Origin of the sequence: Lentzea sp. NBRC 102530 (assembly GCF_030269365.1) — a bacterium.
In the GTDB taxonomy this organism is placed as follows: Bacteria; Actinomycetota; Actinomycetes; order Mycobacteriales; family Pseudonocardiaceae; genus Lentzea.
Window position 1 is genome coordinate 59,026 of record NZ_BSTF01000028.1, and the last position, 18,055, is coordinate 77,080.

General features: G+C 69.4%; 28 protein-coding genes. 20 read left to right on the top strand and 8 right to left on the bottom strand.

Annotation, left to right across the window (positions count from 1 at the left end; genetic code table 11):
* Window positions 1-34: 34 nt before the first annotated feature.
* Entirely contained in the window at window positions 35-820 is a 786-nt protein-coding gene (locus QSK25_RS42610; protein ID WP_285647111.1) for a hypothetical protein, read from the bottom strand.
* Between the two features lie 125 nt (window positions 821-945).
* A complete protein-coding gene (locus tag QSK25_RS42615) occupies window positions 946-1,746 on the bottom strand; it encodes a hypothetical protein (RefSeq protein WP_285647112.1) in 801 nt (266 codons plus the stop codon).
* Window positions 1,747-2,068: 322 nt separating this feature from the next.
* Here QSK25_RS42615 and QSK25_RS42620 point away from each other — a divergent pair, with 322 nt between their 5' ends.
* From QSK25_RS42620 to QSK25_RS42655, 8 genes are all read left to right on the top strand, one after another.
* Window positions 2,069-2,236: a hypothetical protein gene (locus QSK25_RS42620; protein WP_285647113.1), complete on the top strand. Its 168-nt coding sequence runs from the start codon at window positions 2,069-2,071 to the stop codon at window positions 2,234-2,236.
* A gap of 144 nt (window positions 2,237-2,380) precedes the next feature.
* On the top strand, window positions 2,381-3,046 hold the full coding sequence (locus QSK25_RS42625) for a hypothetical protein (protein ID WP_285647114.1): 666 nt from the start codon (window positions 2,381-2,383) through the stop codon (window positions 3,044-3,046).
* Between the two features lie 5 nt (window positions 3,047-3,051).
* Window positions 3,052-3,999, top strand: coding sequence for an AAA family ATPase (locus QSK25_RS42630; protein WP_285647115.1), 948 nt, complete (start codon window positions 3,052-3,054; stop codon window positions 3,997-3,999).
* A complete protein-coding gene (locus QSK25_RS42635; RefSeq protein WP_285647116.1) occupies window positions 3,996-4,295 on the top strand; it encodes a hypothetical protein in 300 nt (99 codons plus the stop codon). Before QSK25_RS42630 ends, QSK25_RS42635 begins: the two co-directional genes overlap by 4 nt.
* The gene (locus QSK25_RS42640; RefSeq protein ID WP_285647118.1) at window positions 4,292-4,741 is read left to right on the top strand and encodes a hypothetical protein; all 450 of its coding nucleotides are present in this window, start codon (window positions 4,292-4,294) and stop codon (window positions 4,739-4,741) included. Before QSK25_RS42635 ends, QSK25_RS42640 begins: the two co-directional genes overlap by 4 nt.
* On the top strand, window positions 4,738-4,956 hold the full coding sequence (locus QSK25_RS42645) for a hypothetical protein (protein ID WP_285647120.1): 219 nt from the start codon (window positions 4,738-4,740) through the stop codon (window positions 4,954-4,956). Before QSK25_RS42640 ends, QSK25_RS42645 begins: the two co-directional genes overlap by 4 nt.
* A gap of 207 nt (window positions 4,957-5,163) precedes the next feature.
* Window positions 5,164-6,108 carry a hypothetical protein gene (locus tag QSK25_RS42650; RefSeq protein WP_285647122.1) on the top strand — a complete coding sequence of 315 codons (945 nt, stop codon included), beginning with the start codon at window positions 5,164-5,166 and terminating at the stop codon, window positions 6,106-6,108.
* A 65-nt stretch (window positions 6,109-6,173) separates the two neighbouring features.
* On the top strand, window positions 6,174-6,470 hold the full coding sequence (locus tag QSK25_RS42655) for a hypothetical protein (RefSeq protein WP_285647124.1): 297 nt from the start codon (window positions 6,174-6,176) through the stop codon (window positions 6,468-6,470).
* Between the two features lie 87 nt (window positions 6,471-6,557).
* Here QSK25_RS42655 and QSK25_RS42660 read toward each other — a convergent pair whose 3' ends face one another.
* From QSK25_RS42660 to QSK25_RS42680, 5 genes are all read right to left on the bottom strand, one after another.
* Complete coding sequence (locus tag QSK25_RS42660) at window positions 6,558-6,995, bottom strand: hypothetical protein (RefSeq protein ID WP_285647126.1); 438 nt, start codon at window positions 6,993-6,995, stop codon at window positions 6,558-6,560.
* Entirely contained in the window at window positions 6,992-7,477 is a 486-nt protein-coding gene (locus tag QSK25_RS42665) for a hypothetical protein (RefSeq protein WP_285647128.1), read from the bottom strand. Before QSK25_RS42665 ends, QSK25_RS42660 begins: the two co-directional genes overlap by 4 nt.
* Before the next feature lie 64 nt (window positions 7,478-7,541).
* Window positions 7,542-7,745: a hypothetical protein gene (locus tag QSK25_RS42670; protein WP_285647129.1), complete on the bottom strand. Its 204-nt coding sequence runs from the start codon at window positions 7,743-7,745 to the stop codon at window positions 7,542-7,544.
* A 128-nt stretch (window positions 7,746-7,873) separates the two neighbouring features.
* Window positions 7,874-8,377 (bottom strand): ATP-binding protein, encoded by a 504-nt coding sequence (locus tag QSK25_RS42675; RefSeq protein ID WP_285647130.1) that lies wholly within the window; start codon window positions 8,375-8,377, stop codon window positions 7,874-7,876.
* A gap of 195 nt (window positions 8,378-8,572) precedes the next feature.
* The gene (locus QSK25_RS42680) at window positions 8,573-8,749 is read right to left on the bottom strand and encodes a hypothetical protein (RefSeq protein ID WP_285647131.1); all 177 of its coding nucleotides are present in this window, start codon (window positions 8,747-8,749) and stop codon (window positions 8,573-8,575) included.
* A 243-nt stretch (window positions 8,750-8,992) separates the two neighbouring features.
* On the opposite strand from QSK25_RS42680, the gene QSK25_RS42685 reads away from it, so the two are divergent.
* The 12 genes from QSK25_RS42685 (at window position 8,993) to QSK25_RS42740 (ending at window position 16,912) form a co-directional block, all read left to right on the top strand.
* Window positions 8,993-9,286 (top strand): hypothetical protein, encoded by a 294-nt coding sequence (locus tag QSK25_RS42685; RefSeq protein WP_285647133.1) that lies wholly within the window; start codon window positions 8,993-8,995, stop codon window positions 9,284-9,286.
* Window positions 9,287-9,288: 2 nt separating this feature from the next.
* Entirely contained in the window at window positions 9,289-9,702 is a 414-nt protein-coding gene (locus QSK25_RS42690; RefSeq protein ID WP_285647153.1) for an SsgA family sporulation/cell division regulator, read from the top strand.
* A 72-nt stretch (window positions 9,703-9,774) separates the two neighbouring features.
* The gene (locus QSK25_RS42695) at window positions 9,775-10,164 is read left to right on the top strand and encodes a hypothetical protein (RefSeq protein ID WP_285647135.1); all 390 of its coding nucleotides are present in this window, start codon (window positions 9,775-9,777) and stop codon (window positions 10,162-10,164) included.
* A gap of 200 nt (window positions 10,165-10,364) precedes the next feature.
* A complete protein-coding gene (locus QSK25_RS42700; RefSeq protein WP_285647138.1) occupies window positions 10,365-10,694 on the top strand; it encodes a hypothetical protein in 330 nt (109 codons plus the stop codon).
* Window positions 10,695-10,704: 10 nt separating this feature from the next.
* Window positions 10,705-10,938: a hypothetical protein gene (locus QSK25_RS42705; protein ID WP_285647139.1), complete on the top strand. Its 234-nt coding sequence runs from the start codon at window positions 10,705-10,707 to the stop codon at window positions 10,936-10,938.
* Window positions 10,925-11,221 (top strand): hypothetical protein, encoded by a 297-nt coding sequence (locus tag QSK25_RS42710; protein WP_285647140.1) that lies wholly within the window; start codon window positions 10,925-10,927, stop codon window positions 11,219-11,221. The genes QSK25_RS42705 and QSK25_RS42710 overlap by 14 nt, the downstream gene beginning before the upstream one ends.
* 339 nt (window positions 11,222-11,560) lie before the next feature.
* Window positions 11,561-12,952, top strand: a complete 1,392-nt coding sequence (locus tag QSK25_RS42715; protein ID WP_285647141.1) for a hypothetical protein — start codon at window positions 11,561-11,563, stop codon at window positions 12,950-12,952.
* Window positions 12,953-13,031: 79 nt separating this feature from the next.
* Window positions 13,032-14,405: a replicative DNA helicase gene (locus tag QSK25_RS42720; RefSeq protein ID WP_285647144.1), complete on the top strand. Its 1,374-nt coding sequence runs from the start codon at window positions 13,032-13,034 to the stop codon at window positions 14,403-14,405.
* A gap of 94 nt (window positions 14,406-14,499) precedes the next feature.
* Window positions 14,500-15,468, top strand: a complete 969-nt coding sequence (locus QSK25_RS42725) for a hypothetical protein (RefSeq protein WP_285647145.1) — start codon at window positions 14,500-14,502, stop codon at window positions 15,466-15,468.
* A gap of 14 nt (window positions 15,469-15,482) precedes the next feature.
* A complete protein-coding gene (locus QSK25_RS42730) occupies window positions 15,483-15,857 on the top strand; it encodes a hypothetical protein (RefSeq protein WP_285647146.1) in 375 nt (124 codons plus the stop codon).
* Window positions 15,857-16,579 carry a hypothetical protein gene (locus QSK25_RS42735; protein WP_285647148.1) on the top strand — a complete coding sequence of 241 codons (723 nt, stop codon included), beginning with the start codon at window positions 15,857-15,859 and terminating at the stop codon, window positions 16,577-16,579. The genes QSK25_RS42730 and QSK25_RS42735 overlap by 1 nt, the downstream gene beginning before the upstream one ends.
* A gap of 48 nt (window positions 16,580-16,627) precedes the next feature.
* Window positions 16,628-16,912, top strand: coding sequence for a hypothetical protein (locus QSK25_RS42740; RefSeq protein ID WP_285647149.1), 285 nt, complete (start codon window positions 16,628-16,630; stop codon window positions 16,910-16,912).
* A gap of 60 nt (window positions 16,913-16,972) precedes the next feature.
* Here the strand turns inward: QSK25_RS42740 and QSK25_RS42745 are convergent, their stop codons facing one another.
* Window positions 16,973-17,980 carry a hypothetical protein gene (locus QSK25_RS42745; RefSeq protein WP_285647151.1) on the bottom strand — a complete coding sequence of 336 codons (1,008 nt, stop codon included), beginning with the start codon at window positions 17,978-17,980 and terminating at the stop codon, window positions 16,973-16,975.
* Between the last annotated feature and the right edge of the window lie 75 nt (window positions 17,981-18,055).

Here is an 18,055-nt window from a genome sequence, read left to right on the forward strand (position 1 = left end):
GCGGTCGTCGGTGACCGCCGCGCACTCCGGTGTTCTAGCTGGTCAGGCTGCCGCGCACGACCGCGTCGTGGTACCGGTTGAACGCGCTCAGCTTGACGGCGTCGAACGGCCTCTGCCCCTGCTGGCGGAGCTTGAGCAGGTGCCAGAAGGGCGCGAGGTCATCGGTCCAGATGCTCGCGGCCGACTCGTCGAGCGCGGCCGCGAGTCCGGCGATCGCGCACCCGATCTCGTCCTCGGGGTCCTGCTGCGCCTCGATCCGGATCCCCCGCGCGTCGGCGAGGTGCCGCAGGTCGGTCAGCAGGTCCTGCACCAGCGACCCGAGGCCTTCCCAGTCCAGGCCGGTCGCGGCGCGGTAGGCCGACATCATGACCTTGAGCGCCCGGCGCTGCGTGGGCTCCGGGCAGGTGCGGAAGACCCTCACCGCGACCACGGCGTGCGCCGCGCTCAGGTCGGCCGCCCTGCCGCTGTGCGCGGCCGAGCGGAACCACGCGGCCGGGTCCAGGTCGTCCACGGTGGTGGCGTCCGGCTGGGCGTTGCGGGCCGTGTGCCGGTCCTCGCGCGGGGCGACGTGCTGCTCGGCCTGGGTGTAGAACGCCGTCACCGCCTTGGTGAAGCCGGGCGAGGTCGCGTGCGCGGCGGCCCAGGCCTTCGCACGCCAGGCGCTCGTCGGCATGTCCGCGGTGACCGCGGCCGGGTCGACGATCTGCCAGCTCGCGGTGTCGTGCCGCTCGCCGTCGACCAGGACCACGAGGTCGATCTCACCGGTCGCGCGGTCGCGGCGGCCGACGATCTCGATCGTCGGCGTCGTGTGGGTCTGCATGGTGTTCCTTCCAGGTTGGGTTGTCGTGATCGCCGCCTGGCGCAGAGGTGCGATTCCCTGCGCCAGACGGAAAACAAGGGGTGAGGGGTGCCCAGGGCCGTGGGTGGCCCTGGGCGCCGGTGCCGCTAGGGCGTGCGGGTGATCTCCTCGAAGTACCTGCGGTAGGCGGCCTCCTTGATGTCGGCGAAGACGTCGTCGGCCAGGACCTCGCCCAGGGACACACCGGCCTGGTGAGCCTCGCTGGTCAGCTGCCGGGCCCAGACCGTCCCGACGCACTCGCGCAGCGCGGCCTGCAGCTCGGTCAGCGCGGCCGCCATGTGGTCGACGCGGGCCGGACGGGCTTCGAGCCGGATGTCGCGCGCGTCGGCGAACTGCCGCAGGGCTTCGAACAACGCGATCAGCGTGTCGGTGAGCGTGGCCGGGAAGTAGTGCAGCGCCGCCTTGAACGCGGTCAGCATCACCTCCGCCTTCTCCTGCGGCGTGCCTTCGGCGGTGTGGAACGCGCGCAGCGCGACAACGGCGTTCGCGGCCGACATCGCCGTGGTGGCCGGGGTGCGGTTGGCCGCCTGGTACCACAGCGTCGGGTCCAGCTCGGCCACCGTGGTCACGTCCGGCTGCGCGTCCGTGGCCGGGTGCAGGTCGTTCACCGTGTACGCGCGCTCGTCGGAGGTCGAGAACGCGGTGATCATCGAGGCGAACAACGGCGAGCCTTCGCTCGCGACCCGCCACGCCGCCGCGCGCCACTGGCTCAGCGGGATCCGGGCCTCGGGCTCGTCGTCCTCCTCGAACCAGCTGGCCGCGTCGAAGATGTGCCAGCGCACGGTCTTCTGCTCCTCGCCGTCGAGGTACACAACGAGATCGATCTCTCCGGTCTCCGGGTCGCGGTAGCCCGCGACCTCGACTCGGGAGGGGGTTCGGTGCTGCATCTGACTTGCCTTCCTGTCGGTCGTGTCGTGATCGCCGGGTCTGGGGTGCGAATCCCTCGCCCGACACATCAAATACTAGCAGAGTTAGAAGGACAGCGCGAGGTTTCGGGGGCAATTCGAAGAGAATTTCTGCGCATCGGCGGAAATCTGCGCCGGCCTTTTTGCCTCCGCGGTGCCGGCGCATCGGCCCGGCGCCGGCACCGCGGCCACGCCCGGCACATCACGGCTGGTGAGACCATCTCCAGGAGCTTTGGCGCGGCACGTTCCCTCAAAGCGGCATCAGCGTGCGGCAGAAGTCACGCGACACAAGGGAGTTGAACCCGTGGGCATTCGTGGACGAATTCGCGCCGGCGAAGCGGTGCTCAAGAACGCCGGCGTGCACTATGCGATGCCGTGGCTTCGCAGGCTGGCGTGGATCCGCTTCGCGTTGACCTGGGCGGGGGTGATCGCGGTGCTCGCGCTCGTTGCGGTCGCCGTCTCGCCGATCTGACCAGGCGAGGTCACGACACCGCAGGTCACCGCTCCCCGCCTTCGAGACCCGCAAATGCTCGCCACGCCATGCCGTTGAACTGGAGATATTCCCCTAAAAGACAGACATCTTGATGTCTGGCCGTCTGTCTGTCATTCTGTCTGCATGACATCGAGCAAGGTCACGATCGAACACTGCGCCGGCTGCGCGGCCGACCGCTTCGGCCCGGGGCACCGGATCGACTGCCCGTGCGCGTACAGCGACCACCACGTCCCGGAGAGCGTCATCGCTGACGTGTACGCGGCGGCCGAGGCCGAGTACATCGCTTGGGGCGCGGAGACCCTGGCCATGGCCTCCCAGTCCGGGCTGCGCCTGCTGCGCGACGAGCTGCGCGACGCTGTGCACGCGGCGGCCCGGCAGTCCGAGCAGGACGGTCACGAGCTGATGCGGCTGCTGGACGAGAAGGGCGCCGTGCGGGTGCGGCCGTACGTGGAGCACGGGTTCCGCGTACGCCTGGACCGGCGGCGCGGCGGCTACCGGGTGGAGCTCGCCGACACCGATCTCAGGATGTCGGAGTCGATGTTCCGCGTCCGGGTGCCCGCGACGCTCGACGGGTTCGAGGTCTTGGAGGTCACGCGGTTCGACGGCGGGAGCTTCGAGCGCGGCGTCTACAGCCAGGCGGCCGCGCTCACCAGGTCCGGTGATACGTACAGCAACCACGTGCTGATCTTCCAGGATGAGGTGGACCGGTTCGTGTTGCACGCCGGGCACTACGACTTCGCGACCCGCACCGACGCGGCGGACGACGCCCGTCAGCGCGTCCTGGCGTGATCGAGATGTCGTCTCTGGTGGCGACCAGGACGCTCACGCCACGGGCCCTGTCGGTCCGCCGCCCGTGGGCGCACCTGGTCGCCGCCGGGCACAAGCCGATCGAGAACCGGACCTGGTCGACCTCTTACCGCGGACCTGTAGCGATTCACGCTGGTCAGCGGTGGGAGGCGGCCGGGACGAAGCTCGCCGCCGATCTGGGCCTGGCGGGTTTCGCCGACGCCGCCGGGTGTCCGGTCGGGTACCTGGGCGTGGCCGAGCTCGTCGACGTGCACCGCGCGGCGGGCTGCTGCGCGCCGTGGGGCCAGGACGGCGAGGACGTCTTCCACTGGGTGCTGCAGGGTGCCCGCCTGTTCCGGGAGCAGGTGGCCGGTCGTGGCCAGTTGGGGCTGTACGCGATGCCCGCGGCGCTGGAGCTGCTGGGCGAGGGCCCGGCGATCGTGGCGATGATCGGACCGGCCGGAGCGGGCAAGTCGACGTGGATCGCACGAAACGCGCCAGGCGTGGAGGTGGTGAGCCTCGACGTCGGACGCGCGGCGCTGTCGTCGCACCGGTGCGTGTGCGACCAGGACCCACTCGTGACCGCGCTGGCCGTCGAGCTGGCGGTCGCGACGGCCACCAGCGCGGCGCGCGCTGGCCGGAGCGTGGTGTGGGACGCGACGAACGCGGACGCCGCGGCGCGGTCGCTGGTGACGGTGCTGGCGGCCGAGCTCGCGGTGCGCAGCGTCGCCGTGGTGCTGCTGCCGCCGCTGGAGGTCGTGCTCGCGCGCAACGAAGCGCGGGCTGCGCGCCACGTCTGTGGGTTCGGCCGGCGGGTGCCGGTCGAGGTGATCGAGGAGATGCACCGCGAGATCACCGCGGCCGCGCCGACGTTGAGCTCGGACTGGGACGAGGTCGTGCTGGCCGACTGGCAGGACGTGCGAGCGCGTCGACCAGGACGAGAGGCAGCGCGGTGACCGGCGACGGCCTGCACGCCGCGCGCCTGGTTCGGCTGCAGGTGACGCACGAGCACGAGCGCGACGCCGCACGGGCGCAGGCTCCGATCCAAGAGGCGCTGCCGTTCGGTGACGGCTGGCTGGACGGCGCCGATGAGGAGGTCGAGTTCCACGGCTCGTCTGTCGGGCTGCGACTGCACGCGATCGCCGACGAGCCGCCGTGTCCGGCGTGCGCGGAGTTCCTCGAGGAGCTCGCGGCCGCGGACATGCTCCGGCCGATCAGCGATGTTGAACAAGGAGGATACGGAAACCCATGAGTGACAAGGAAAGCGACGCCGTCGAGCCGAAGCCGGAGGAGTGGGTGTTCGGCGGTTCGCGCGTCGACAACGGCAAGCGGTTCCACGCGTGGATCCCGCTCGACGATCCGCACCGCAACGAGCTGTTCTACAAGCCGCGCGGCAGTTTCGCGGTTGGCTCGGTCTACGAGGTCCAGGTGGTCCGCCGCGAGGGCCGGGTATCGAAGTACCCGGACCCGAAGTACTTGCGGCGCTGCGAGGACGAGGCGCTGCGCGACCAGGTCAGCGCCCGGCATGCGGCGGCCGAGGTGGTCATCGGCCGCCAGCAGCTTGAGCGCGCGGATAAGAAGGACGACCCGGTCACCGTGGCGGTCGACCGGCTTGCCGAGCTGGCCAGGCACGTGCACCCATCGCAGCGCAACGCGTTCGCCGCGATGGTGCTGAACAAGATCGGGAGGTCCTGGTGAGCGAGCAGCAGAAGGGCTCTGGCGACCTGGCCGACGTCGCGCTCGTCGACGACGGCGTGCGGGTCGAGCACCAGGACTGGACGGATGGCACGTGGCGGCCGCAGCGCGGAACGGTGGTCGTCCTGCCTGGCGGCGTACGTGCGGTCGACTGGGACGGCGCGGCTGCGGTGGATCCGCTGACCAGCAAGCTCGCGCGGCACCTGATCGTGATCTGAGTTCGCCCGGTCGGGCGGGACACGCCTGCAAGCACCCCCGCCCGACCGGCTTCCTCAACGCCCACGCAACGGCGGGAGTCCCTTTGATGATGCCTGAGCTCTTCCAGCCGGCACCGATCAGCCGCAGCCCAGTCTGTGCCTGCGGCCAGGCCTTCGTTCACCCCGCCTCTCGTGCGGCATACTTGCAGGTCGGATAGGGGACGTGACATGTGCAGAGCGCTGGCTGAAGGTGGCCGCCGGTGTCCCGGCAGCATCGCTGGCAGCCGCATCACGCAGAACGCGCGGCAGCGTAAGAGCCGCGCGAGAGCGGCCTTACGCCTGGCACGCGACACCGGTGCTCCCGCTGAGGTCGTCGAGGAGGCCAGGCAGAAGGTGCGCGAAGCCGAGGTGGCGATGGGGCAGGCTCGCGTGGCCGCGCGGGTGGCTCACGACGCCGCAGTGATTCGGGATCGGGCGGGGCTGATCCTGACGGTGCCGTCCGAGGAACCGGTCGAGGTGCAGCGGATGCGCAGCGAGACGGCGGTAACGGAGGTGCTGACCTACGCCAACGGCGAGCGGGTGGTGCGCAAGCGCAACGACCGGCACGGCTATGACGCCGGCTTCGACCCGATCGCGTTGTCGGATGCCGAGGAGCTCACGCCGCTGGTGCTGCAGGCCTGCGGGTTGCGCGCGGCCGCGGTGACGCGCAGCGACAAGGCCGAGGTGCACATGGAGTTCATCGAGGGCCAGACCGTCGAGGCCCTGCAGATGTCCGGTCAGGACACATCGACCGCAGCCCCGGGCAGTCGGCAGGGCAAGCTGCTCGGCCTGGCGGACGCCGTGGTGAGCCACGGAGACCGCAACGAGGGGAACGTGATCCTGACGCCGTCCGGCGACATGGTCGGGATCGACAACGGCGACGCCTACCAGCACTGGAAGTACGCGCGCTCGCCGTACGCGAACTACCTCTACAACAGCGACGACCTCGACGAGCGTGCCGCGGTGCCTAACGAGTTCACCGCCGCGGACATGGAGCGTGTCGGCCGGCGCCTGGCCGAGCTGCGGCCGGCGTTCGTCGCGGTCGGCCGCGAGGCCTGGCACGACGACATGATGCGCCGGCACGGCGAGCTTGCGGCACAGGCCCGCGGCAGCGTCGACCTCATCGCGCCCTGAACCTGCCGTACGAGGGACGCCGTGAGCCTTGTCCCGAACCCGCACATCGACCGGAAGGAACGACCATGGGCTACCCGCCTACTACCACCGCCGACGTCGATCAGGACGACGTCCAGGTGTATCTCGACGTGCTGCTCCGGGTGCGCGCGGCGTTCCCGGACCTGCCGATCGAGCAGCAGCAGGGCATCGCCGACCGCGCCCAGGGCGGTCCGCGGGCGTTCACCCTCGAGCGCGTCGTGGCGGCCGCTCAGGAGCTCGTGCGGGCGGAGAACAAGGTCTGGGAGCAGCTGTTCCCGAGCGCGCAGAACACGTACATCGGCACGGCGCTGCGGGTGCTGGCCGCGGGCCACACCGACGAGTAGCAGCACACGAGAAGCACGGCGGAGGGCCCGGCACGCGGGAGACGTGCCGGGCCCTTCGCTATGCGGTCGCGAGGTCGTGCGCAGAACTCAGCGCGCGGTCTGGCTGGATGTCTGACTGTCTGTCTGTCGGTCGGTCAGTGTGGCCAGCAGGCCGAGGTAGTCGGTGTCGAGGGTGTTGATCAGGTCGGGGTCGAGGCCGGCCGCCGTGGCGATCGCGCGCCGCAGCTCGTCGCGCTCGGTCTCCACGCGCACGAGGGCGCGCTGGGCGGAGCGGTGCGCCTCCTGCCACTGGTCGACCTTCTTGCGGAGGTCGCCGACCTGTTCGGGGTACTGGCGCTGGAGCAGCTCGTGCAGCTGCCGCAGCTGCTCGTGGTCGTCCTGGAGCTGTTCGAGGTCGACGGCCAGGGCGGTGAGGTCCAGAACGGCGACGTCGGCCGCCAGCTCGACGGTCAGCGTGCCGTCGTTGTCTCGCGCGGCGCGGGCCAGGGCGGCGGTGATCCGGTCGCGGGTGCTGGTCTCGGTCATCGCTTCCCCAGGACGGCGTCGGCCTCGTTGACCAGGAACATGACCGGCCGGCCTTCGGCGCGGGCGGCGGCGAGGTGGTCGGCGAGCGCGCCGGATCCGGCCGCGCGCAGCGTGTCCAGGGCCAGCTGCCAGTCCTCGTCGCGGCCGGTGGCGGTGGCGTGCTGGAGCAGCTGCTCGGCCACGGTGAGCGAGGCGGGCTTGACGGCCTGGCCGTCCGCGGGCGCGATGGTCTTGCGGTGCTGGATGACGGCCTTCTTGACGGCGCCGGTCGTGACGCCGAGCTCCTGCGCGGCGGTGGCGTAGGTGGAGGTGCGGTCGCGGGTGGCGACCGCGTGGACGGCCTCGACGCGCCACGCGCTGAGCAGCTTGTGGTTGGCGCGGTCGAGCACGGCGCCTAGGACGAGGGCCCTCTGGTCGGCCGGCAGTGCGGCGAGCAGGGCCAGGGCGGTGGTCAGGCCGGGATTGGCCGGGGGCTGGGTCATGGTCTCTCCGTGGTGCGAGGGCGGGACGTGGCGGAGGCGGCCCCCGTGGGGGCCGCCGGTCCCGTCAGCCGGTGTAGCCGTGGGTGCGGGCCGCGGCCAGGGGCACCCAGAAGGACTTCCCGCCGCAGTGGCAGGCGCGCTGGACTTCGATGTGCAGGTCCTGGGGGTTCTGCTGGGTGGCGCCCCAGGCGTAGCCGCTGTGTTCGTCGAGGTCGATGTCGCAGATGCCGGTGATGTCGACCAGCTGGGTGCGGCCCTGGAAGTCCATCTTGTCCTCCTCGGTGGCGTTCTCTCTCTGACACCACCAACGTTAGCCACCCTAGGGTGCCCGGTCAAGGCACCCTAGGGTGGCTTCACTCGAACGGCGCAGCGACGAGGGCGCGGCGGCGGCGCTCGCTACGTGCTTGACCGCAGGTCAGCGGCCACGAGGCCCGTCACGGCGGGCTCGTCGAGGACGACGACGGCCGTGTAGCCCTCGTGCGGCAGCAGCGGCAGGGCGGCCTCGACGGCGGCGTGGTGCGCGCGGACGTCGGCCTCGGGGACGTGACGGGCCCGCCGGTGCTGGTTGCGCAGGCAGCTCGCCAGCGGCACGCGCAGCACGACGGCGAGGACGGGCAGGTCGTGCGCCGTGGCGAGGGCGACGACGGCCACGCGCCGGTCGGCCTGGCGGTGGGTGCCGTCGACGACGCTCGACGCGCCGGCCGCGCACCGCTCCGCGAGCACGGCGTGCACCTGGTCGACGGAGGCCGGCGTGCACACGCCCCCGTCGCCCTGGGCGACGTCGTAGCTCAGGACCTCCAAACCGGGGCGCCGGGCGGCGAACGCGGCTGCGACCGTGCTCTTGCCCGCTCCGGAGGCTCCGACCATCAGGACCACGCACGGGTTCGGCAACGACACCATGCCGGGCACCGTGACATGCGCGGGCCGCTACCGGCCACCTGAGCAGCACAGCGCACGACGAAGGCCCGCGCTCCGGGGGTGGAGCGCGGGCCTTCGAGTTCGGCGCCGGTCAGTTCTGGTTCGTGGGACGAGCTGCTGCGCCGCGTGCTGTCGCGCCTTCTCGGGGAGAGGTCTGTCGGAACAGGACTGCCTACGTCAGGTGGTCGCCTGACGCGCCGCCTGCTCGTCCGCAGCGGCCTTCGCCTGGTTCGGGCCGTTCGACTTGTCGGCCGCCACCTTGGCCAGCAGCTCGTCGCTCATCTCCTTCGCGGCACCGCGAGCGGTGTCGTACGCCTCGGCGTTCGTGATCTTCTCGCCAAAACGGGACGTCATGGTCGTGGATTCCTTCCCTGTGCGGATTGCCGTTCGTGCGGCTCACCTGGTGGTTTGCCCTGGCGGAATCCACGGTAGCGGACAGCAAGACAGACGACAAGACCTCTGTCTTGCTGTCTGTCTTGCTGTCTGTCTGTCTTTCTGGCATGCTGTCGTTCAGGAAAGCAAAAGGCCTGGTCAACGACTCGCCTCCACAGCACACCGTCGACCAGGCCGACCCCGTCACGGAACGGAGTTGTGACCATGTTGGACCAGAAGGCGCTGCGGTGCCAGGTCGTCCGCGGCCTGCCCGAACTCGCCCGCGCGATCACGCCGCAGCTGTACGCGACCGGCTCGGCCGAGGAGCGCGCCGCGATCCTCACCAACCTGTCGACCCAGCTCGAGCAGGAAGCCGCGTTCCTGGACGGCATCGGCGCCGCCACCGGCGACTCGATGACCACCTCGAACGCCGCGCTGCGTCGGGCCGAGGCCGGGATCTTCGCCCTGTGGGCCGACGTCGAGCTCACGGCGCTCGCCCGTGCGACGGGAGGCCGGTGACCATGGTCGCTCCGTGCCCCCAGCCCGTCATGATCACCACCACCGGCCGCATCGGCGAGTACACGACGCTGATCGAGCTGATCTACGACCCGTCCGACCCGTGGGCGATCGTCATGATCCCCAAGGACAAGAGCGGCTCGGTGCCGTGGGTCTTCGCGCGCGACCTGCTCGACGAGGGCCTGGTCGCCCGCAACGACGGCGAGGTGACCGGCGAGGGCGACGTGGTGTTCGCCCGCACGAGCTACGACGTCCTCACGATCACGCTGCGCACGCCGTGGGGCCAAGCTGACATCGCCATGTCCGCCGAAGTGCTCATCGACTTCCTCGAGGACACCTTCGCCCAGGTTCGCGCGGGCGAGGAAGCGTCGATGGTCGACTGGAACGTTGAGCTCAGCCGCGTCCGCTCCGGTCTCTGAGCTGCCACGTCATCACATCAGGACATCCGCACATCCATCTGTCTGTCTTTCTGACCGTCCGGAGGTCTTCCCGTGACGAACCCTGCCCCGACCTGCAGCACCACCCCGACGCACCGCGTGATCCTGACCCATCCGGCCGGGCACACGTCCACGAACGACGTCACCGGCGTCGACGCGCTCGCCGCCCTGGCGCTCATCTACCCGGACGCCCAGGGCGAGGTCCTCATCCTCGACCGCGAGCACCACGGCCTGGCCACCATCAACCGGCTCGGCTGGCGCACGCAGCTGCTCACCAAGGACAACTGCCCGCACGTGGTGCTGAAGTCGTTCAGCGAGCCCGGATCGATGGTCTACGGCACGCGTTGCCCCGCCTGCACCGGCGAGTGGCACTGGGACGACACCGACCTGCCCGAGGAGATCGAGCAGCGGGCCATGCCGGAGTGGCAGGCGGCCGGCCTGTAGATCACCCGTCCGAGCTCCCAGCCAACGCGGCCGTTGACCAGCAGGTCGGCGGCCGCGGCCTGGTTCTTGACCATGGCGGCGCATCCTAGAACGGCCCTGACCAGCACGTCAGGGGCTTGGATCAAGCTCCACCCGGATGCGTACAGGCGTACCGAAATCGCTCACATTTGCCTGAGCGCTCATGCACCATTCGGAGTAACGTGATCCAGAACCGTTGGGGGGCGGCGCGAATGAGCGATCGTGAGATGGTGCGCGTGGTGGCGACGCTGGACGTCGTCGTGGACGCGCAGGCGTGGACGGAAGAGACCGGCTGCATGCTGGCGGGCCCTGATGTCGTGACTCAGGTGACCAGCGTGATGGACAACATCCAGAGCGCACTGCACCGCATGCGCGGCACAACGGCCGTCACGGTGGCGGTGCGCCAAGACGAGACCGCCGAAGCGCAGGTAGATCCCATGGTCCTGACGCTGCGCGCGAGGCGACACGCCACTTCTCTGACCCGTTCGAGGTCAGCCGGAATCGAGCAGTAAGGTAACCGGTATGGCAACTCGTAAGGTGACTTTCAGCTTCGACACGGAGGCGCACGACTTCGCTGTGAGGGCCGCGAATAGGGCCGGCATGTCGCTGTCGGCGTGGATGTCGCGCGCCGCCAGGCGCGAAGCGGTCCGGACCGGCGTCGGTCCGGCGCCGGAGGGCACTGAACTGGACGCCGCCTTCGCAGGGGACGAGCTCGAGCTCGCGGCCGTGGAGGAGGAACTGCGTGCTGCGGGGTGAGGTGTGGCGCTACGAACTCGACGCTTCGCCACGATCGCGGCTGATGGTGCTGATCTCGTCGGACGGCATCAACGACTCGCCGCGACCGTGGCTACTGGGCGCGGAGGTCGTCGACACCGATCCGCAGGACGTCTTGGCCATGCCTATCGACGGCCACGGCTGGGTGCACGCCGGGATCATCAACAGGCTCTACAGACCGGGGCTGCGCGAGCGCGTCGACGAGCTCGCCGTGGATGCCCGTGATCGCGTCGACGCTCTGTTACGAGCCGCATTGGACCTGTGATGACCAGCGCAAAGGAAGTTCCGGTGAGCGGGAGACACGCCGTGCCATCGCCGTGAACCACCGCCCGCACCTCGCCCAATGCGAGGATCGATGGCCAGAAAAGCGTTCGGGGCCTGTCAGGAGTTGGGAGCTCCATGACAGACCCCGGAACAAAGCCCCAAGAACGCGCCGCGGTCGGGGGGAACCCTGCGCAGTGAAAAGCACGTCTCTGGTGCCCAGCAGCAACCAGAGTAAGGGACGTGTAGGTCACTGCGCAGCACCCTCTCGAGCGAGCGCGTCACACCCTTGCTCTGGAGTGACGCAATGTCGGCACCACCGCCAACGGAACGACGACGCCCAGTGGAGTCGGTCAGTTCGCGAGAAGCGCAGGTAGACACCGGTGAGTCGCCGGTCAGTGGCGACGTTCCCTTCTGGGTGACCGCCTGCCTTCTTTTCATGCCGCCCACCCGCCCTGACGGCAAGGTGATCGAGTCCGCCCGCACTTCCGTCTTTCCCGTGGTCCAGGCGCTCACCGCCTCGCTCGAACGGGTTCAGGATGACCTGTACGTACGGGTCAACCAGCGCAAACTGGCAATTCTCGCCGGATACAAGCGACCCGACGACGCCTCCTGGATCTTCGAGTACCTGCAGAAGATCCAGTTCCTCCAGATCCTCGACGGCGGCCGCGACAAGAAGGGTCGCCGGCAAGCTCGCCGCGATCCCGCGACCGGCCGCAAGATCGATCACCTGTACCGAGTCTTCCGCCGCCCGCCCGCCAACTACACCGGGCCCAAGGACTACGCGGAACTGGACATCGCCGTACGGGGCGGAATCGACGACGCGGACGCGGCCGCATCGGAGAAGGCCGGCAAGCCGACGAAGGCCCGCTCCGTCACCTTGCTCCCCCGGAACCTGTTCCGCGACGCCCCAGGTCAGCCCAATCCGGCAAATGCCGGTAAGGCTGGCGAGCCCTTCCCGGCATACACCGGTAAGGGCGACATTCCCCCAGGTCAGCCCAATCCGGCAAATGCCGGTAAGGCTGGCGAGCCCTTCCCGGCATACACCGGTAAGGGCGACATTCCCCCAGGTCAGCCCTATCCGGTGTATGCCGACGCGGAAGAAGAGAGGGAGGGAACCTCCCTCTCGGGAGGTTCCCTCCCTCGATCGATCGAAGGAGGGACCGCCGCTGGCGGATCGCCCCTCGGGGCGACCGCCGCCGCGGTGGACGAAGAACTGGACACGGCGGCACGGGCACTGCCCTGGCTGCAACGCGGCTGGCGTCCGAGCGCACCCGAGCTTCGGCGGCTGGTCGCTGCCATGACCCGCGCTCGGCTGGAGTACGGCTACACCGTGGACGAGCTGGTGGACCACGCGCGCTACGCGCTGGCCGAGCGGCGCGCCCAGTCGCCGGGCTTCGTCATCGGCGCGTTCGAGGACGATCGCCTTCCCGCCCGCCTGCTTCCCGCCCGGTACACGCTGCCGCAGACGTCCGGCGTTGATCACCAGACGCCGATTGCCAGCCCTGAGATGCCCGCTGACGCCTCGACCGGCATGCACAAGGGTGACCACTCGCGCGAGCCCCAAATTCCAGGCCACTGCGGCGAGTGCGGCAACACCAGCTTGGGAGAGTCAAACCCCGCGATCCGAGACGTTCGGCACCGCATCACCTTCGACCGCGTGAGCGGTCAGAACGTGCCCTGCACCTGCCACCCCAACCACCCCGACCAGCAGGCCCGCACCACAGCGACGTGAGCCACGACCGGCCATCGCCGACACCGCCTCGAGCGGTCGTTCAGCCACGCCTGTGACCTGCGAATCTGGAGACTTCAGCATGACCATGCCGAACGGGAAAGCCCTCCTCGACCCGGACGACTCACTCACGCCCCCGTTCGACGTCAGGGCCGAGCAGACCGTCTTGTCCGCGATGCTCCTGGCGCCGGACGAGATCAGCGCGGTAAGCCAAGTCCTGCGCGAACAGGACTTCTATCGCCCGCCACACACCGCCATCTACCGGGCCATCCTGGACCTTCACCAGCACGGCCACCCGACCGATCCGGTCGCGGTGTCGGCCGAGCTGGAACGCCGGGGAGAACTCGACCGCGTCGGTGGTGCGCCGTACCTGCACACGCTGTACGCAGTGCCGAGCACCGCGGCCAACGCCGCCTACTACGCCGAGATCGTCGCCGAGAAGTCCGTGCTGCGCAGCATGGGCGAAGTCGGCACCCGCATGACCCAGCGCGGCTACGGCAACCTGCAGGGCGAGGACGTCGACGACGTCCTCGAGAAGATGCGCGCCGACCTCGACGCGGTGATCGAGCGCCGCGTCTCCCGGTCCGGCTGGATCCCGACCCCGGCACTCGCGGCCGGCCTGGAGCACCACCTCGCCCAGCTCGACGTGAGCGACCACGACGTGCTGTCCACCGGCCTGCCCGACCTCGACCGGCTGCTCAAGATCCGGCCAGGAGAGCTGATCTTCGTCGCCGCGCGTCCCAGCGTCGGCAAGACCCTGCTCGGACTGAGGTTCGCGCGCCAGGTGGCCTTCCGCCACCGCCGCACCGCCCTGGTGGTCTCCCTGGAGATGAGCGAACTGGAGCTGACGGCGCGCATCCTCGCGGCCGAGGCCAACGTCGAGATGGCCAAGCTGCTCCCCGACGTCCACCGCCCGGAGCTGACCGAACGCGATCTGCGCAAGCTCACCGAGTGCTACACGGACCTGGCCGACGCTCCGCTGCTGCTCGACGTTGCCGAGTCCGCGTCCTACACCGCTGACACGCTGCGGGCCCGGCTACGGCAGCTGCAGCGCCAGGACATGCTGCCCGCCCTGGTCGTTGTCGACTACCTCGGGCTGATGCAGCACCCCGCCGCCGAACGCAACGACCTGGCCCTGGGAGAGACCGGGCGACGACTCAAGCTGACCGCGCGCGAGTTCGGCGTGCCGATCATCGCCATCCACCAGATGAACCGAGAGGTCGAGAAGCGCCAGGACAAGCGGCCGCTCATGTCCGACCTGCACAACTCCGGCGCCCTCGAACAGCACGCGAACGCGATCCTGTTCCTGGTTCCCGAGCTCAGCGACGACGGCGTGGAGACCGGCGTCGTCACCCTGCACATCGGAAAGAATCGCAGCGGCCCCAAGAACGGCACCGTCAGCCTGCTCGCTCGAGGGCACGTCGGCGACATCGCCTCCTACTCTGACGCGGCGTGACAGACAGACGTAAGTCTGTCATTCTGTCTAGACAGACATCAGTCTTGAGGATAGGGGGACCCACATGGCGAACGGCCACCTGAACTTCCGCACAATGAACCCTGACCAGGCCGACATCAGGTTCGAGATCGGCGACGCCAGGCAGATGCTGCAATGGCACAGCCGACAAGTGCGGCAGCTACGCATAGACGCCCTGGGCACCCTCGAAGCGCCACAGCTGCGCCTCGAAGCCCAGACCGACCGGCCGAACTACCAGTACAGCTACTGGGCCGAGTTCGACTACGACAGCACCATCAACGAGCAGGACGGCCTGCCCTGGGGCTTCACGCTCACCAAGGGCGCGATCTGGTCGGCCAACGTCGATCCCCAGCCGTTCACGACCCTGGACGAGTGGGCGGACGTCGTGCGGCACCGCGAGAGCCGGTTCTGGGCACGCGTCAACGACAAGCTCGAGGAGCTCTTCCAGCACCAGCCCCACCTCACCATCGACACCGGCCTGCGCTTCGGCGGCCGCGACCTCCTGCGCGACTCACTCCACGACGGCCACCCCCGCCGGAACACGATCTACGTCACCGACGACAGCTGGACCAACGCGGCCGAAGCGATCGCGTGCATGCTCTGCGGCGACGACGTCGCGCCGCTCGACGTCGACACCGGCCACCCGCTCGACATCGACGGCGACCGCAGCTGCCTGCAGTGCTGGACGGACTGGCGCGCCCGCCAGGCCTACGCCGCAGAGGCCGGCATCGAGCCCGAAGCCACCTGGCACATCCCGAAGCAGGACCTGCCGACCGTCACCCCGCCTCGCACCGTGCCGCGCTTCCTGCTCCTGCACGCCGGCGCGAACGCACCGGCCTGGGTCGAGGCCGTGGAGTTCGACCCGGCGAAGCCGTTCCGCGCAGCGGCCTGCGGCATCTACAACTTCGCGGCGCAGACCTGGACGTGCTCCCACCCGGTCGACGAGCCGGACAAGCTCACCGCGTGCGGCGCCACGACGCCCGCGGCCAACCCCGCGGAGTGGACCCGCTGCAGCAGCTGCTGCAACTGGCTGATCCTGGTCTGAGGAGGCAGAACACCATGACCACGAAGGAACCGAGCGATGACCAGCTGCGCCTGCTCAGCGAGGTCGTCGAGCGACGTGTCTCCCGAACCCGGACGGGCTGGCGCGTGACCGGCCAAAGCTCCACCCCGACCGAATCGCGCTACCTCAACGCCTTCCAGAACAGCGGCTGGATCACGGTCCCGGGAACCGCGCAGGACCTGCACTCACTTCGGCCTGGCGAGAGCATCGGCGCCACCATCACCGACGAAGGCACGGCCGTTCTGGCGCGCTGCTGGCCGGAGTGGAGCCCCACGTCGTTGACCACGCACGTGGAGCTCGCGCCGCTCTCGGAGACCGGCGCGGCGATGCTGTTCAACCCGGGCCCCACGACCAGCAGGAAGTCTCACTGATGCACAGCTACGGCCACACGCTCGGTCAGAACCCCACCTACGTGACCGGCGCCGACAACTACCGCCTCTCGTACGCGTTCTTGCTGACCCCGGGAGAACCGGACTACGAGGCGATGGTCGAGGCGCTCGCGATCCTTCCTGGCCACGAGCGGCCGGACGGGTACGGCGTCGTGCTCGCCCAGTCCGAAGAGCACTCGGTCACCTTCATCGGCCCGCGCGACCACGTCGCCCAGGTCCGCGAGGGACGCGTCCCGCTCGACAAGGAGCTCGGCTACTTCATCGACTTCTGGCCGAGCAGCGATCACTGGGACAAGGTGATCCCGGCGAACACCTGGAACCCGGACGGCACCGGCATCTTCCGCGAGTTCGACCACAAGGGCACCTCGGTGCTCGTCTACGAGTACGTCGAGGACCGTGACGGCACGCCGACGCCGATGGTCGGCTGGCACTGCCTGTCCTGCCACCGCGATGACCTCCAGCGGCACCACACGAACCGCGGTCCCCAGGCCCGGCGCTGGATGGCCGCGGAAGCGCGCAAGCACCTGCGCCGCGCGGACGACTGCCGCCCCGCCAACCCACGCGTGGCGGAGGTCGTGACCTCGGTCGCCAACAAGATGCACGGCACGAACAACCCCGTCATCAGCTACGAGTCGTACTGCTCCACCACCGGACGCTGCAGCCAGATTCGCCACCTACGCGCAGCCGCAGCCACCCAGGCCTGACATCAGCGAATCAACAAGCGGAGACGATCAAGGCACAGGAGCCTGACCATGACCACCATCACCGGCGCTACCGACCTCGGGCAGCTCATCGACTACCTGCGCGCCACCAGCTGCGCCTATCCCAACGATCGGCCGGCTGAGCACGACCACGACGGCATGTGCATGGAGTCCTCGGTCGCGCAGGTCGCCGCGACGCTGCTGACCCTGCTCGGCGACGTCGGCCGCGATGGACAAGACGTCAACGTGGGCACGCTGCGCGAACGCGCCGCCTACCTCGACTTCGCGCTGGAACTCGACGAAAACCAGCAGCACCTGCGTGAAGCGGGCCTCTGAGCTGGTAACCGGACGTGGTGGGTGTCCAAGCACAGTGCTTGGACACCCACCACGTCGCGGTCATGCCAGTTGTTCCTCGACCGCGTGCGTCGAAGCGCCCTGGCCCTCCTCGTCGACCACCGCGGCCTCGTCGACCACCGCGGTCGCGGCCATGCGCCGCAGCAGGTAGAGCAGCCGGTCAGGAGAGCCTGGCGGCACGGACGGCTCGAGCTCCAGCGACTTCAGGCCGAGCTGACCACGCCACTCCTGCACACGCTTCGCCATCACCGCATGCGGAACCTGCAACCCGAGACGCCGTTTGCGCTCCTCGAACGACACGCTCTTCCTCTGCCCGTCGACCAGCTCCTGCTCGGGTGGGCTGTGCGGCAACGTCTCGTGGGTAGCCAGCTGGTAGAGCCGGAGGAGCACGTCTCCATCCCACGCGACCAGCGGCCGGCCTAGCAATGCCGCGTGCAGCACCGGCACCGCCTCCTCCGGCGCGATCGCACCGGAAGGCACGAACTTCGCTCGCTCGCCGACCAAACGCACCGTGACGTCGACGAGCTCCTTGCCGTCCACATCGCACGCCTGCACACGTACGGCAGTCGTCTTGCGGGCCGCACCGCTAGGCGTCGGCGGAGGAACGACCTCATCCACCCACAGCGCCGCGAGCCGTTCCCACGCAAGCACCTCGACGGCCCTCGCCGCGTGCTTCGGCCTCGCGGCCGCCAACTCGTCCTGCTTGCGCTGCAGCTTGATGACGAAACGGCAGGCCGGGCAGACCAGCGGCCCCGCCTCGACCTCGACGCCATCCGACCTGTGCGCCGGCGGTTCTGGCGCGAGCGAGCGCTGACACTGTGCACCGCAGCGCTGACAGGTCCTTCGGTCGCCACCCCGCGCGGCTGCCGACTCCAGGTGCTTGCCACTGGCTCGCGTCGGTGGGCACCGGTGCACGTCGTACAGCTCGACTTCGTCTTTCTTGCCACGCCAGTTGGATGTCTTCACCACGGCGACGACGGCTTGTCCGGACGGGTCGCGCGGCAGATCTAGGTCCCCGAGCTGTGTTCGGCTCATCAGATGCGCCGGCACCTGAGACCAAGATGCGTACGTAGCCGTCATTGCATCCTCCAAATCTGACGGAGAGTAGCGATTCGACCGGGAACC

Bases quoted from the DNA above. Each gene is read 5' to 3' on its own strand.
- QSK25_RS42610 (WP_285647111.1), bottom strand. From the start codon at position 820: ATGCAGACCCACACGACGCCGACGATCGAGATCGTCGGCCGCCGCGAC.
- QSK25_RS42615 (WP_285647112.1), bottom strand. From the start codon at position 1,746: ATGCAGCACCGAACCCCCTCCCGAGTCGAGGTCGCGGGCTACCGCGAC.
- QSK25_RS42625 (WP_285647114.1), top strand. From the start codon at position 2,381: ATGACATCGAGCAAGGTCACGATCGAACACTGCGCCGGCTGCGCGGCC.
- QSK25_RS42630 (WP_285647115.1), top strand. From the start codon at position 3,052: ATGTCGTCTCTGGTGGCGACCAGGACGCTCACGCCACGGGCCCTGTCG.
- QSK25_RS42640 (WP_285647118.1), top strand. From the start codon at position 4,292: ATGAGTGACAAGGAAAGCGACGCCGTCGAGCCGAAGCCGGAGGAGTGG.
- QSK25_RS42650 (WP_285647122.1), top strand. From the start codon at position 5,164: ATGTGCAGAGCGCTGGCTGAAGGTGGCCGCCGGTGTCCCGGCAGCATC.
- QSK25_RS42655 (WP_285647124.1), top strand. From the start codon at position 6,174: ATGGGCTACCCGCCTACTACCACCGCCGACGTCGATCAGGACGACGTC.
- QSK25_RS42660 (WP_285647126.1), bottom strand. From the start codon at position 6,995: ATGACCGAGACCAGCACCCGCGACCGGATCACCGCCGCCCTGGCCCGC.
- QSK25_RS42665 (WP_285647128.1), bottom strand. From the start codon at position 7,477: ATGACCCAGCCCCCGGCCAATCCCGGCCTGACCACCGCCCTGGCCCTG.
- QSK25_RS42670 (WP_285647129.1), bottom strand. From the start codon at position 7,745: ATGGACTTCCAGGGCCGCACCCAGCTGGTCGACATCACCGGCATCTGC.
- QSK25_RS42675 (WP_285647130.1), bottom strand. From the start codon at position 8,377: ATGGTGTCGTTGCCGAACCCGTGCGTGGTCCTGATGGTCGGAGCCTCC.
- QSK25_RS42680 (WP_285647131.1), bottom strand. From the start codon at position 8,749: ATGACGTCCCGTTTTGGCGAGAAGATCACGAACGCCGAGGCGTACGAC.
- QSK25_RS42685 (WP_285647133.1), top strand. From the start codon at position 8,993: ATGTTGGACCAGAAGGCGCTGCGGTGCCAGGTCGTCCGCGGCCTGCCC.
- QSK25_RS42690 (WP_285647153.1), top strand. From the start codon at position 9,289: ATGGTCGCTCCGTGCCCCCAGCCCGTCATGATCACCACCACCGGCCGC.
- QSK25_RS42705 (WP_285647139.1), top strand. From the start codon at position 10,705: ATGGCAACTCGTAAGGTGACTTTCAGCTTCGACACGGAGGCGCACGAC.
- QSK25_RS42720 (WP_285647144.1), top strand. From the start codon at position 13,032: ATGACCATGCCGAACGGGAAAGCCCTCCTCGACCCGGACGACTCACTC.
- QSK25_RS42725 (WP_285647145.1), top strand. From the start codon at position 14,500: ATGAACCCTGACCAGGCCGACATCAGGTTCGAGATCGGCGACGCCAGG.
- QSK25_RS42730 (WP_285647146.1), top strand. From the start codon at position 15,483: ATGACCACGAAGGAACCGAGCGATGACCAGCTGCGCCTGCTCAGCGAG.
- QSK25_RS42735 (WP_285647148.1), top strand. From the start codon at position 15,857: ATGCACAGCTACGGCCACACGCTCGGTCAGAACCCCACCTACGTGACC.
- QSK25_RS42740 (WP_285647149.1), top strand. From the start codon at position 16,628: ATGACCACCATCACCGGCGCTACCGACCTCGGGCAGCTCATCGACTAC.